11 protein-coding genes and 1 pseudogene are annotated in these 13519 nt (G+C 67.1%); 9 read left to right on the top strand and 3 right to left on the bottom strand.

What is annotated here, in order from left to right; translation table 11 throughout:
• Positions 1-8: 8 nt before the first annotated feature.
• The 5 genes and pseudogenes from PGN27_RS10010 to PGN27_RS09990 all read left to right on the top strand — a co-directional run bounded on the left by PGN27_RS10010 (position 9) and on the right by PGN27_RS09990 (position 6942).
• Entirely contained in the window at positions 9-1712 is a 1704-nt protein-coding gene (locus PGN27_RS10010; RefSeq protein ID WP_335325987.1) for an AMP-binding protein, read from the top strand.
• A gap of 44 nt (positions 1713-1756) precedes the next feature.
• A pseudogene (locus PGN27_RS10005) lies at positions 1757-3363 on the top strand (AMP-binding protein).
• A 22-nt stretch (positions 3364-3385) separates the two neighbouring features.
• Positions 3386-4264 (top strand): rhomboid family intramembrane serine protease, encoded by an 879-nt coding sequence (locus tag PGN27_RS10000; protein ID WP_335325985.1) that lies wholly within the window; start codon positions 3386-3388, stop codon positions 4262-4264.
• A 21-nt stretch (positions 4265-4285) separates the two neighbouring features.
• Positions 4286-4933, top strand: coding sequence for an ATP-binding cassette domain-containing protein (locus PGN27_RS09995; protein ID WP_335325984.1), 648 nt, complete (start codon positions 4286-4288; stop codon positions 4931-4933).
• Positions 4934-4935: 2 nt separating this feature from the next.
• Positions 4936-6942, top strand: a complete 2007-nt coding sequence (locus PGN27_RS09990) for a YhgE/Pip family protein (RefSeq protein WP_335328694.1) — start codon at positions 4936-4938, stop codon at positions 6940-6942.
• 7 nt (positions 6943-6949) lie between these two features.
• On the opposite strand, the gene PGN27_RS09985 is transcribed toward PGN27_RS09990, so the two are convergent.
• Both PGN27_RS09985 and PGN27_RS09980 read right to left on the bottom strand, forming a co-directional pair.
• Positions 6950-7363 (bottom strand): DoxX family protein, encoded by a 414-nt coding sequence (locus PGN27_RS09985; protein ID WP_335325983.1) that lies wholly within the window; start codon positions 7361-7363, stop codon positions 6950-6952.
• 43 nt (positions 7364-7406) lie between these two features.
• A complete protein-coding gene (locus PGN27_RS09980; RefSeq protein ID WP_335325982.1) occupies positions 7407-7829 on the bottom strand; it encodes a DoxX family protein in 423 nt (140 codons plus the stop codon).
• Between the two features lie 192 nt (positions 7830-8021).
• Here PGN27_RS09980 and PGN27_RS09975 point away from each other — a divergent pair, with 192 nt between their 5' ends.
• The gene (locus tag PGN27_RS09975; protein ID WP_335328693.1) at positions 8022-8726 is read left to right on the top strand and encodes a response regulator transcription factor; all 705 of its coding nucleotides are present in this window, start codon (positions 8022-8024) and stop codon (positions 8724-8726) included.
• A 5-nt stretch (positions 8727-8731) separates the two neighbouring features.
• Positions 8732-10261 carry a sensor histidine kinase gene (locus tag PGN27_RS09970; RefSeq protein WP_335325981.1) on the top strand — a complete coding sequence of 510 codons (1530 nt, stop codon included), beginning with the start codon at positions 8732-8734 and terminating at the stop codon, positions 10259-10261.
• Here the strand turns inward: PGN27_RS09970 and PGN27_RS09965 are convergent.
• On the bottom strand, positions 10184-11629 hold the full coding sequence (locus PGN27_RS09965; protein ID WP_335325980.1) for a carboxyl transferase domain-containing protein: 1446 nt from the start codon (positions 11627-11629) through the stop codon (positions 10184-10186). The two genes, PGN27_RS09970 and PGN27_RS09965, sit on opposite strands and share 78 nt — an antisense overlap.
• A gap of 25 nt (positions 11630-11654) precedes the next feature.
• On the opposite strand from PGN27_RS09965, the gene PGN27_RS09960 reads away from it, so the two are divergent.
• The gene (locus tag PGN27_RS09960) at positions 11655-12401 is read left to right on the top strand and encodes an enoyl-CoA hydratase (protein WP_335325979.1); all 747 of its coding nucleotides are present in this window, start codon (positions 11655-11657) and stop codon (positions 12399-12401) included.
• Positions 12401-13510, top strand: coding sequence for an MBL fold metallo-hydrolase (locus tag PGN27_RS09955; protein WP_335325978.1), 1110 nt, complete (start codon positions 12401-12403; stop codon positions 13508-13510). The genes PGN27_RS09960 and PGN27_RS09955 overlap by 1 nt, the downstream gene beginning before the upstream one ends.
• Positions 13511-13519 lie beyond the last annotated feature (9 nt).

Below are 13519 nucleotides of genomic sequence, written 5' to 3'. Positions count from 1 at the left end.
TAGTCGTCATGAGCATCAACACCGAGCGTTATCGGGCCGCCCGCGACCAGTTGGTGGCCGTGATCAGCGACTACGACAAGGCGGTCGGCACTTTCGAATGGCCACATATCGAGGGCACGTTCAACTGGGCGATCGACTGGTTCGACGTGATCGCGCGCGACAACACGCGCCCGGCGCTGTGGATCGTCGAGCAGGACGGCACCGAGACCAAGATCAGCTTTGCCGAGATGGCGCAGCGTTCCGATCGCGTCGCGACCTGGCTGAAGAGCCTGGGCGTCGGCAAGGGTGACCGCGTCATCCTGATGCTCGGCAACCAGGTCGAACTGTGGGAAGCGATGCTCGCGATCGCGAAACTCGGCGCGGTGATCATGCCGACGACCGGTGCGCTGGGGGCCGAGGACCTCGCCGATCGCATCGCCCGCGGTGCGGCTCAGTACGTCATCGTCAACGCCGCCGATGCCGGCAAGTTCGACGAGGTGCCGGGGGACTACGCGCGGATCAGCATTGGACAGGTGGACGGCTGGCACTCCTACACCGACGCCTACGCGGTGACCCCGCAGACATTTGAGGCGGTGACGACGACGGGCGACCCGCTGCTCATCTACTTCACCTCGGGCACCACCAGCAAGCCGAAGCTGGTCGAGCACTCCCAGGTGTCCTATCCGGTGGGGCATATGTCGACGATGGCGTGGATCGGCGTCACGCCCGGTGACGTGCATCTGGCCATCAGCTCGCCGGGCTGGGCCAAGCACGCCTGGAGCTGCTTCTTCGCGCCGTGGATCGCCGAGGCGACCATCTTCGTCTACAACTACAGCCGTTTCGATGCCGCCGAGTTGCTGCACCAGATCCGTCGGGTTGGCGTCAACACGTTCTGCGCGCCGCCGACGGTATGGCGGATGCTCATCCAGGCCGACCTCGGGGATAAGCCCGACGGCCTGCGCGAGATCCTCGGCGCCGGCGAGCCGCTGAACCCCGAAGTCATCGGCGCCGTCGAGCGGGCGTGGGGATTGACGATCCGGGACGGCTTCGGGCAGACCGAGACCACCCTGCAGATCGGCAACACGCCCGGCCAGCCGGTGAAGCCCGGTTCGATGGGCCGCCCGATGCCCGGTGTGCCGGTGGTGCTGGTCGATCCGCTGACCGGTGATCAGGCCGACGAGGGGGAGATCTGTCTGGATCTCGTTGCCAGGCCGCTGAATCTGATGACCGGATACCTCGACGATCCCAAACGCAACGCGGCGGTGATGGCCGACAGCTACTACCACACCGGTGATGTGGCCAGTCGGGACGCCGACGGGTACATCACCTATATCGGTCGCACGGACGATGTCTTCAAATCCAGTGATTACAAGGTGTCACCGTTCGAACTGGAAAGTGTGCTGATCGAGCATCCCGCGGTGATGGAGGCCGCCATCGTCCCGCAGCCGCACGAGACCCGGCTGGCCGTGCCGAAAGCGTATGTCGCACTGGCACAGGGGTGGCCGGCCGATGCCGAGACGGCCAGGGGCATCATGGAATACGCCAGGGACCATCTGGCGCCGTACCTGAAGGTGCGTCGCGTCGAGTTCTTCGAACTTCCCAAGACCATTTCCGGCAAGATCCGGCGCGTCGAACTGCGCAGGCGCGAGGATGAGGCGCACAAGTCGGGCAAGCCGATCGACACCGAGCATCGCTACGAGGATCTCCTTGGCGAGCGAAGCGACGGGAAATAGGCCGGTGGGCGAGCGAAGCGACGGGGAGTAGTCGAATGGGCCGGATGCAAAGCTATGACGCGGGCCGACCACGACACCGTTGATCGAAGAGACCATCGGTGCCAACTTCGAACGCACGGTCGCCGCCCACCCGGATATCGAGGCGCTTGTCGACGTCGCGCAGGGAACGCGGTGGACCTACCGCGAACTCGACGATGAGATCGACATCATCGCGCGAGGTTTGATCGGTAAAGGTATTGCCAAGGGCGACCGGGTCGGAATCTGGTCTCCGAACAGGTCGGAGTGGACCATCGTCCAGTACGCGACCGCCAAGATCGGCGCCATCCTGGTCAACATCAACCCCGCCTACCGCACACACGAATTGGCCTATGTGCTCAACCAGGCGCAAGTGCGGATGCTCATCTCGGCCACCGAGTTCAAGACCAGCGACTACGTCGGGATGGTCGCCGAGGTACGCACGGAGGCGCCCTCGCTGAGCGAGGTGATCTTCCTGGGCACCGGCGACTGGGAGGAACTGCGCGCCGCCGCGGTGCCCGCCGGCGAACTGGCCGAACGCCAGGCGATGTTGTCCAACACCGATCCGATCAACATCCAGTACACCTCGGGCACAACAGGTTTCCCGAAGGGTGCGACGTTGTCGCACCGCAACATCCTGAACAACGGGTTCTTCGTCACCGAGGGCATCAACTTCGCCCCTGGTGATCGGCTCTGCATCCCGGTGCCGTTCTATCACTGCTTCGGCATGGTGATGGGCAATCTCGGCTGCACCACCCACGGCGTCACCATGGTCATCCCGGCGCCGGGATTCGATCCCGGGTTGACCCTCAAAGCCGTTGAGGCCGAACGTTGTACGGGCGTGTACGGCGTGCCGACCATGTTCATCGCCATGCAGAACCACCCGAGCTTCGCCGACCGTGACCTGTCGAGCCTGCGCACCGGCATCATGGCGGGCGCGGTCTGCCCGGTCGAGGTGATGAAACGTTGCATCAACGAGATGCATATGGCCGAGGTGGCCATCGCCTACGGCATGACCGAGACCTCGCCGGTGTCATGCCAGACCCTGCACGATGACGACCTGGAGCGCCGGACCGCGACCATCGGCCGGGCGCACCCCCATGTCGAGGTAAAGATCGTCGACCCGAACACCGGCGAGCTCGTCGACCGCGGACAACCGGGCGAGTTCTGCACCCGTGGTTACTCGGTGATGCTCGGATATTGGGACGATCCCGACAAGACTGCCCAGGCCATCGATGACGACGGCTGGATGCACACCGGCGACCTGGCGGTGATGCGCGAGGACGGCTACTGCACCATCGTCGGCCGGATCAAGGACATGGTGATCCGCGGCGGCGAGAACATCTATCCGCGCGAGATCGAGGAATTCCTCTACACCCACCCCGGCATCGAGGACGCCCAGGTGGTCGGCGTACCGGACGAGCGGTACGGCGAGGAGATCTGCGCCTGGATCAAGATGAAGCCGGGGGCGGAACCCCTCGATGCCGCGGCGCTGCGGACGTTCGCCGAGGGCAGGCTGGCGCACTACAAGATCCCGCGCTACGTGCATCTGGTCGAGGAGTTCCCGATGACCGTCACCGGCAAGATCCGCAAGGTCCAGATGCGCGAGGAGAGTGTGCAGATCCTGGGTCTGTAGCGCATCGGGAATGATGGGTGACATGACGTACCCCCAGCAGCCGCCGCCACCGCCGGCCCCGGCCTGCTATCGCCATCCGGGCCGCCCGACCTACGTCTCCTGCACCCGCTGCGGTCGCTACATCTGCGGGGACTGTATGCAGTCGGCAGCCGTCGGTCATCAATGCCCGGAATGTGTGGCCGCCGGCGCGGCGACCGTCCGGCCGGTCCAGGGGCGGTTCGGCGGAAAGGTCGCCGGCGACACTCCAGTGATCACCTACGCGTTGATCGCCGTCAACATCGTCATGTTCGTCCTTCAGATGGCGTCGGGGCGGTTGGAGAACGAGCTGACGCTGTGGCCGCCCGCGGTGGCCGATGGCCAGTACTACCGGCTGGTGACCTCGGCGTTCTTGCACTACGGGATCGCCCACATCCTGTTCAACATGTACGCCCTGTACGTCATCGGCCCGTCGCTGGAGCGCCTCCTCGGCCGGCTTCGGTTCGGCGCGCTCTACGGGTTGAGTGCCCTCGGCGGGTCGGTGCTGGTGTACCTGATCTCCCCGCTGAACACCGCCACGGCGGGCGCATCGGGTGCGGTGTTCGGCTTGTTCGGCGCGATCTTCGTGGTGTCGCGCAAGCTGAACCTCGACGTCAAGTGGGTCATCGGCCTGATTGTGATCAACGTTGTGTTCACCTTCGCCGCTCCGCTGATCGGCGCCGGGGCCATCAGCTGGCAGGGGCACCTCGGTGGGTTGGTCGCGGGCGGCCTGGTGGCCGCCGGCTTCGTCTACGCGCCGCGGGCGCAACGAAACCTGGTGCAGGCTGCGGTGGCGGGTGGGCTGCTGGTGCTGTTCTGCTTTCTCATCTGGTGGCGGACAGCACAACTGCTGGAGATGTTCGGCGGGTATCTGCACCTGAGCTGAGGTGTGTGCTGAGATTGGTCGGTGGCAGATCCAGAACCGGCCGTCGTCGCCAGGGCAATACGAGTCAAAGGCCCGTGGGGCCCGGTCTATGGCCCGGTAGACCTGGATATCGACGCCGGTGGCGTGACGGCCCTGATCCATCCGGCCGGCACCGGTCGCACCGCCCTGTTGCTGACGCTGGCCGGCCGGATGCGTGCACAGTCGGGCACCATCACCGTCTTCGGGCACAGCGAGGCCCGCAAGATCTTCGCCGTGTCGGCTTTGGCCAATATCGACGCGCTGGACAAGATCGCCGAATCGGTCACCGTCGCCGATCTGATCACCGAACAGCTGCGTTGGGATGCACCCTGGTACCGGTTCATCGGCAAGGCCGGCGTCTCCGATCTCAACGCCCTCTGCGCGTCGACATTCGGAGATGTGCCGCTGCCCGATATGGACGCCTATTTCGACCAGATCGGTGAGCTCAACCAGGTTCTGCTGCGTATCGCACTGGCCAATACCGGCGTCCCGCCGCTGCTGGTGGTCGGTGACCTCGACGGCATCACCGACGACAACAACCGCGCGGTGGTGCTGGACCGGTTGCTCGCGCTGGGTGAGAACCAGACGGTGGTCACCGCATCGGCAAATCCCGTTCCCGGCGTCAAAGCCGAGCTGAAAGTGAGTGAGTGACGATGCTTGCCGGAATGTCGCTGGGCACGGACCTGAAGCGCTTCTCCCGCGGGGCGATGCCGCGGATCGCGTTGGTGACGGTGGTGCTGATGCCATTGCTCTACGGCGCGATGTACCTGTGGGCGTTCTGGAATCCGTTCGATGCCGTCAACAAGGTGCCGGTGGCGCTGGTCAACGAGGACACCGGGACCGAGGTCGACGGTAAGCCCCTGGATGCGGGCAGACAGGTCGCCGACGCCCTGATCAGCTCCGGACAGCTTCAACTGCACGAGGTTTCGGCCGCTGAGGCGGCCGACGGGCTGCGCAGCGGCAGGTATTACTTCACGGTCACCCTGCCCGCGGATTTCAGCGCCGATATCGCCTCCCCCTCGGGCGGTTCGCCGCAGCAGGCGCAGATCGACTTCGCGTTCAACGATGCCAACAACTACCTGGGCTCCATCATCGGGCAGAACGCCGCCCGCGAGGTCATCAACCAGGTCAATGCCAGCATCGGCCAGCAGACGGTGGGCACGGTGCTGACCGGCCTGACCGATGCCGGGGCCGGACTGGTGCAGGCCGCCGACGGCGCCCAACGATTGGCGGACGGTAATGCCCAGGCCAACAACGGTGCTCAACGGTTGGCCGCCGGGGCCGGCGAATTGACCACCGGTCTTGTGACCGCGCGCGACGGGTCGGCACAGCTGATGGCGGGCACCCAGCAGCTGGCGTCGAAGGTGGACACGGCCACCGGTCCGCTGTTGGAGATGCTGGACCGCGTCGGTGGGCTGCAGCTCGACCCGAACGAGGTGGGCCTGCTTGCCCAGCGGCTCAGTGCGGCGGTGCGCTCCACGACGGATCGGGTGGCGGCGCTGAACATCGATCAGGCGCAGGCCGCGGCGATCGTCGACCAGACCCTGGGCATCCTGCAAACCAACCCGGACCCGACGGTGCGGCACGCCGGAGACGTCCTGGCCGGTGCGCAACGACTGCTGCGGGCCAACGGGATCGACCCCACGACCGATGACGGCCTGCTCAAGCTGCGCGACAGCGCATCCCGGCTGGAGGGCGAACTCGGCGACCCGAACAGCAAGTTGCGGTTGTTCATCACCCGCGCGCTCAACGGTGGCCTGCGTGATGACGTGGCCCAACTGCGCAACGGTGTCGACCAGCTCAACAACGGTGCCCATCAGCTCAACAGCGGACTGGTCCAGCTCGCCGCCGGTGGGCGTCAGCTCACCGATGGTGCCGACCAACTCGCCGACGGCACAGAGAAACTCGCCGACGGAAGTGCGGAGCTGGCGAGCAAGCTCAAGGAAGGCTCGGCCCAGGTGCCGTCCTGGACGCCGCAGCAACGTACCGACGTGGCGCGCACGATCGCCACCCCGGTGCAACTGGACCTGCGCACCGATAACCCGGCGGCCACGTTCGGCACCGGGTTCGCGCCGTTCTTCCTGCCATTGGCCCTGTTCATCGGCGCGCTGATCATCTGGATGCTGCTGAAACCGATACAGTCCCGGCCCGTCGTACACGGGCTCGGCGCCTTGCGGGTGGCGCTGGCTTCCTACTGGCCCGCGCTGCTGATCGTGGTGTGCCAGGTCGCGGTGATGTACGTGGTGGTGCACTTCGGTGTCGGTCTGCAGGCCAAGCATCCGCTGGCGACGGTGGCGTTCCTACTTCTGATCGGGGCCACCTTCCTCGCGGTCATCCAGGCGTTCAACGCCGTCTTCGGCGTGTCGGTGGGACGGGTGGTGACGCTGGCTTTCCTGATGCTGCAACTGGTTTCGGCCGGTGGCATCTATCCGGTGGAGACCACCGCCAAACCCTTCCAGATCCTGCACCCGTTCGACCCGATGACCTACGCGGTGAACGGGTTGCGGCAGACCATCGCCGGCGGGGTCGATCACCGGATGTGGATCGCCATCGCGGTGCTCGGTGGGCTGCTGGTCGCCGCACTGGCCGCCAGCTCGTGGGCGGCCCGGCGGGACCGGCAGTACACGATGGAGCGGCTGAACCCGCCGATCGAGGTCTGAACCCGCCTCAGCCGTTCCGTCGCAGCGCCAGAGCCCCCGGGCCGGTGAACACCAGGAGGGCGAAGATGAAGCTGTACAGCGCCGCGGTTTCGCCGTCGTTGGCGATGGGCCAGAAACCGTCGGGGAAGTGCTTCCAGAAGTAGGCGACGGCCATCACGCCCGAGGAGATGAACGCCGACAACCGGGTGGCGAACCCGACCGCGATGAGCAGGCCGAACACCACTTCCAACACCGCCGCCCACCAACTCGGCCAGGCGCCTAAGGTGACCGTCGGCCCGTTGGGGAAGCCGAACAGTTTGACCGTGCCGTGCATGGCGTACATCAGACCGACGAGGATCCGGAACACACCGATGGCCAGCGGAGCCCGGGCCGTCAGCGGATCCTGCAAGCGTGCAACGGTATCGACTGTCGAAGTGGTCATGGATCCAGATGTTGGCACGCACGTACCGGAAAGTGGGGGCTACCTACCTCCGGTTGATCGACAGCGCTCCCGGGCCGGTGAACACCAACAGCAGGAAGAAGAAGCTGTACAGCGCGGCGCTCTCACCGCCGTTGTCGATGGGCCAGAACGCTTCCGGGAAGTGCATCCAGAAGTAGGCGACGGCCATCATCCCGGAGGCGACGAACGCCGCCGCGCGGCTGAAGAATCCGACGGCGATCAACAGCCCGAGCACGATCTCCAGCACGCCCGCCCACCAACTGGGCCAGGTTCCCACCGCTGCGGGCGAACCGCTGGGAAAGCCGAACAGCTTCATCGTGCCGTGCATGGCGAACATGAGCGCGACCAGGATTCGGAACACTCCGAGCACGATCGGTGCATTGGCGGACAGGCGATCATCGACTGCCGGGGCGGCAGGCGTCGTGACGGTGGACTTCGAGATGGACACGTGGTTCACCCTTTCGGTGGATGGCCAGATCGGTGTGCCCCCAAGTCTTCTGGCAGGCCGAGCCGAGGCCGTCACTCTCATAGACGATTCACATGAACTTTCGCTGTGAACTACGGCAACAATGGAGCCGTGAGCACCGCACCTGTCGACGACCAAGGACCGCGGCGGGCCATCCTCGGCCAGTTGCCGAAGATGTACCGCGCCGACGGTTCCCCGATCCGGGTGCTGCTCGTCGATGACGAACGCGCCCTGACCAACCTGATCCGGATGGCGCTGAAGTACGAGGGCTGGGAGATCGACGTCGCCCATGATGCCGCCGAGGCGGTGGAGAAGTATCACGCCAACACCCCGGATCTGCTGGTTCTGGACATCATGCTGCCCGACCTGGACGGCCTCGGTGTGCTGGCCAAACTCCGCGAGTCGGGTCCCTACACCCCGACGTTGTTCCTCACCGCGCGCGATTCGGTCGCCGATCGCGTCACCGGGCTGACCGCGGGCGGTGACGACTACATGACCAAGCCGTTCTCGTTGGAGGAGTTGGTCGCCAGGTTGCGTGGATTGCTGCGTCGCACCGCCTATCTGACGCCGGCCGACGAGGAGTCGTTGATCGTCGGGGACCTCTGCCTGGACGCCGCCAGCCGGGAGGTGACCCGGGGTGGTGAACCGATCGCGTTGACATCCACCGAATTCGACCTGCTGCGGTTCATGATGCGCAATCCGCGAAAGGCGCTGAGTCGCATGGAAATCCTGCAACGGGTATGGGACTACGATTTCGGCGGCAAGACCAGCATCGTCGACCTCTACGTGTCGTATCTGCGTAAGAAGATCGACAGCGACCGGGACCCGATGATCCACACCGTCCGCGGCGTGGGCTACCTGCTGCGGGCCGCGCCGTGAGGCGGATGTGGCGCAGCTGGACCCTACTCAAGCAGCTCGTCGTCGGTCTCTCGCTGATGGTGATGGTCGCGGTGGCCACCATCGGCGCCATGTCGGTGTTGACGCTGCGGTCCTCGGTGCTCGGCATCATCGACACCCAGTTGGCCGGTGCGCTGCAGGGCTGCGTCACCTCGGTGGTCAAGTACCGCGCGACCCCCGGTGCCGATGGGCAACTGCCGGGACCCGGGGAGATGAAACCCCTGGTGAACCTCATCGGGCAGGCGCAGGGCAACGTGGTGGCGCTCATCCAGGGCGGGCAGGTCGTCGATTCGGCGCACTTCCTGCCCGATGACGCCGTGCCCGCCCCACCGGAAGCGGTGTCGACCATTGCCCGCATCCCGTGGGCCGATGGTGAGATCCGCACCGTGGAACTGCCTGGGCTGGGCTGGTACCGGATGGTCGGCCAACTCGGCGAGGACGGCGAGATGCTGGTCACCGGGGTCTCGCGCACCCCGGCATGGGAGGCGATGATGCGCGAGACGGCGGTCGTATCCGGTCTGACCCTGCTGGCACTGGTGGTCACCGCCCTGAGCACGCTGGTCATCGTCCGATTCGCGCTGCGCCCGTTGCACCGGGTGTCCGCGACGGCCGCCGAGGTGGCGGCGCTGCCGTTGGATCGTGACAACCACACCATCACCCCGCGGGTACCCGCCGGCGACACCGACCCGCGCACCGAGGTCGGACTCGTCGGCCACACGCTGAACCGGTTGCTCGACCATGTCGAGGGCGCGCTGTCCGATGTCGCCGCCTCCGACCGGCGGATGCGCCAGTTCATCACCGACGCCAGCCACGAGTTGCGCACCCCGCTGGCCGCGATCCACGGCTACGCCGAGCTGACCCGTCAGGATGCCGCCGTGCTACCCGAGACCACCGAGTACTCGCTGGCCAGAATCGAATCCGAGACGCGAAGGATGAATTCCCTTGTCGCCGACCTGCTCCTGCTGGCCCGCCTGGACGAGGGGCAGGACCTCGACATGGCCGCCGTCGATCTGACCGAACTCCTGGCCGACGCGGTCAACGACATCACGGTGTCGGCACCTCAGCACCGATGGCGCCTCGAGCTCCCTGGACATCCGGTGTGGGTGCGCGGGGATCGCGCCCGGCTGCACCAGACGTTGTCCAACCTGCTCAACAACGCCCGCGTGCACACCCCGGACGGGACGTCGGTGACAGCAGGGATCGTCGTGACGGACGGCTGTACGGAGCTGACCGTCGCCGACGACGGTCCGGGTATCCCCGCCGAATTGCTGGGGCACCTGTTCGAACGGTTCGTCCGTGCCGACAAGTCCCGGGCGCGCGACGCCGGCAGCTTCGGACTGGGGCTGTCGATTGCAGCCTCGATCATCGAGGCCCACGGTGGGTCCATCACAGCCCGGTCCGAGCCCGGCGCAACGGCTTTCGTGATCCGGCTGCCGGTGCTACAACCCGATCCTGCGGTACCGGTGCAGCCGGGTGCCGACCCGTTCCAGATCGGACATCGTCCGCAGCCGGTGTAGCTCGACGGCAATGGTCGCCGCGAGTCGCTCGGTGAACGCGCGGGGTTCGTCGGCGGCGTCTGGATGCTCGGCGACGATCGCGTCGACGATGCCGGCGCGCAGCAGATCGGCGGACCGGACACCCTGCGCGGCCGACAGTTCCGGCGCATGGTCGGTGTCGCGGTAGACGATGGCGCTGGCCCCCTCGGGCGGAAGCGGCGCCAGCCAGCCGTGCTGGGCGGCCAGAACCCGGTCGGCGGGCACCATCGCCAATGCCGGTCCGCCGCTGCCCTGACCCAGCAGCACCGACACCGTCGGCACCTCCAGCGTCACCAATTCGGCCAGACACCGGGCGATCTCACCGGCAAGCCCCTCCTGCTCGGCCTCGGCCGAAAGTGCCGGCCCCGCGGTGTCGATGATCGAGACCAGTGGCAACCGCAAACCCGCTGCCAACGCCATCCCGCGTCGTGCCTCGCGCAGCGCTTCCGGACCGAGCATCCCGAGCCGGCGCTGACCGAGCACCACCGCGGGTTGGCCGCCGAACCGGGCCAACGCCAGCAGCATCTGCGTCGCGTTACCGGACAGCTGCACGGGGTCGGTGGTGCCGTGCCGTAGCACGAACTCCGAGCCGGGCCGGTCCGGGCGCCGGGAGGTCAACACCGAATCCCAGGCCGGCGTGTCGGGAATCGGATCGGTCTCGGGCGCCGCGGGCGCGGGGCCGGGCGGGTCGCACAGCACGGCCAGGGTGCGGTCGAGCACCGACCGGAGCTGTGGCAGTGCCACCACCCCGTCGATGACCCCGTGTCGGTAGAGGTTCTCGGCGGTCTGCACCCCCTCCGGGAACTTCTCGCCGTACAGGTGCTCGTACACCCGTGGCCCGAGGAATCCGATCAGCGCGCCCGGTTCGGCGGCGGTGACGTGGCCGAGTGAACCCCAGGACGCGAAGACCCCGCCGGTGGTGGGGTGGCGCAGGTAGACGATGTAGGGCAGGTGCTCGCGCTTGTGCAGCTGCACCGCGGCGGCGATCTTGACCATCTGCAGGAAGGCCACGGTGCCCTCCTGCATGCGGGTGCCACCCGAGGCCGGCGAGGCGACCAAAGGCAGCCGCTCGGCCGTCGCGCGGGTGATCGCTGTGGTGATCCGCTCGGCGGCGGCCACCCCGATGGATCCGGCGAGGAAGTCGAACTCGCAGGCCAACACGGCCACCCGGCGTCCGAACACGGTGCCCTCACCGGTCAGCACCGACTCGTCGAGGCCGGACTTCTCGGCGGCGGCGGCCAACTCGGCCCGGTACTGCTCGGAGGTCGCCACCTGCAGCGGGGCGGTGTCCCAGCTGCGGAAGGAACCCTCGTCCAGGACGGCATCACGTAGTGCCAGCGCACTGCTCACACGAGAAGGCTAATAGGCTGGTCTCATGATTGGAGTGACCCGGGACGGCAACGTCCTCACCCTGGAGATGCAGCGGCCCGAGCGCCGCAACGCGCTGAACGCCGCACTGGTCGATGGCCTGCGCGAGGAGATCGAGAAGGCCAGTGGAGACGCCGCGTCCACCGGAGTGCGGGCCATCGTGCTCACCGGGCAGGGCACGGTGTTCAGCGCGGGCGCCGATCTGTCCGATGCCGAAGGGGTGGCCAAGGAACTGCCGGACAAGGCCCGAGACCTCAACCTGGCCATCGACGCCAGCCCACTGCCGATCATCGCCGCCCTCAACGGTCCGGCGATCGGGGCCGGCGTCATCCTGTCGATGATCTGTGATCTGCGGGTCGCCGTGCCCGGGACCTTCTTCCAGTTCCCGATCGCCAAGTACGGCCTGGCGCTGGACAACTGGTCGATCCGACGGTTGGTGTCACTTGTCGGGCATGGTCGGGCGCGGGCGATGCTGATCGCCGCCGAACGCCTGGATCTGGACACCGCGGTGCAGACCGGCATGGTCAACCGGCTGGGCGATCTGGCCGACGCGCAGAGCTGGGCCGCCGAGATCGCCGGATACGCGCCGCTGTCGGTGGCGCACTCCAAGCGCGTGCTCAACGACGACGGCGCCTACGAGGAGCCATGGCCGGCCCACAAGGAAGGCTTCGACCGGGCGTGGGCGAGCCCGGACGTCATCGAGGCCCAGGTCGCGCGCATCGAGAAGCGCGTACCGAAGTTCCAAGGCGTCTGATGTTCGGCGCGGCGGCCCGGGTGCTGGGTGGAACCGCGGCGGTGGCCGCGGGCGGGTGGCTGCTGCGTGCCGCGCAGGGCACGCCCGCCGCGCTGGGCGCCGCCGATATCGGAGCCGCGGCGAAACGGTCGCCGAACTGGCGCGACGGTGTCTTCGTCAACCGCGAACCGGCCTCGGAGGTGCAGCTGAGTCGGGAGGACCAGTTCGCGCTCGTGCGCGACCTGCTCACCGGCGGTAGGCAGCAGCACCCGCCGCGGGAGATCCCGCTGGTCCGCCCGGCGCCGGACACCGCACCGGCCGATCTCGCCGCGACCTGGTACGGGCACTCCTCGGTGATGATCGAGGTGGACGGATACCGGGTGCTGGCCGATCCGGTGTGGAGTCAGCGTTGTTCGCCCTCCCGGGTGATCGGCCCGCAGCGGCTGCACCCGGTGCCGGTCGATATCGACGAGCTACCCGCGATCGATGCGGTCATCATCAGCCACGATCACTATGACCATCTCGACATCGACACCATCATGGCGCTGGCCCGCACTCAGCGCGCGAAGTTCTATGTTCCGCTGGGCATCGGGGCTCACCTGCGCACCTGGGGGATACCGGCAGCGCGCATCGTCGAACTGGATTGGGATCAGAGCGCACAGCTGGGGTCGCTGACCATCGTGTGCACACCGGCGCGGCATTTCTCCGGCCGGTTCCTCACCCGCAACGTGACGCTGTGGTCGTCGTGGGCGGTCATCGGCCCTCGGCATCGGGTGTTCTTCGGCGGTGACACCGGCTACACCGAGGGATTCGCGGGGATCGGCGACGCCCATGGGCCGTTCGACCTGACCTTGATGCCGATCGGCGCTTACCACCCCGGTTGGCCGGACATCCACATGAACCCGGAGGAGGCGGTGCGTGCGCATCGCGATGTCAGCGACACCGGGCTGCTGGTGCCGATCCACTGGGCGACCTTCCGGCTTGCGCCGCACCCCTGGTCGGAGCCGGTGGAGCGGATGTTGACCGCGGCGGCCGCCGAAGGGGTCGCGGTGGCGACCCCGCGCCCGGGGGAGCAGGTGTCTGCGGACACGGCCCGATCGCCGGAGAATCAAACATGGTGGCGCGGCTGAACCTATAGC

Origin of the sequence: Mycolicibacterium neoaurum (genome assembly GCF_036946495.1) — a bacterium.
Classification (GTDB): domain Bacteria; phylum Actinomycetota; class Actinomycetes; order Mycobacteriales; family Mycobacteriaceae; genus Mycobacterium; species Mycobacterium neoaurum_B.
This window is presented reverse-complemented; position numbering and strand designations above follow the sequence as displayed.

Coding starts and splice junctions, on each gene's coding strand:
- PGN27_RS09975 (WP_335328693.1), top strand. CDS start 8,022: ATGTACCGCGCCGACGGTTCCCCGATCCGGGTGCTGCTCGTCGATGAC.
- PGN27_RS10010 (WP_335325987.1), top strand. CDS start 9: ATGAGCATCAACACCGAGCGTTATCGGGCCGCCCGCGACCAGTTGGTG.
- PGN27_RS09985 (WP_335325983.1), bottom strand. CDS start 7,363: ATGACCACTTCGACAGTCGATACCGTTGCACGCTTGCAGGATCCGCTG.
- PGN27_RS10000 (WP_335325985.1), top strand. CDS start 3,386: ATGACGTACCCCCAGCAGCCGCCGCCACCGCCGGCCCCGGCCTGCTAT.
- PGN27_RS09970 (WP_335325981.1), top strand. CDS start 8,732: ATGTGGCGCAGCTGGACCCTACTCAAGCAGCTCGTCGTCGGTCTCTCG.
- PGN27_RS09990 (WP_335328694.1), top strand. CDS start 4,936: ATGCTTGCCGGAATGTCGCTGGGCACGGACCTGAAGCGCTTCTCCCGC.
- PGN27_RS09955 (WP_335325978.1), top strand. CDS start 12,401: ATGTTCGGCGCGGCGGCCCGGGTGCTGGGTGGAACCGCGGCGGTGGCC.
- PGN27_RS09960 (WP_335325979.1), top strand. CDS start 11,655: ATGATTGGAGTGACCCGGGACGGCAACGTCCTCACCCTGGAGATGCAG.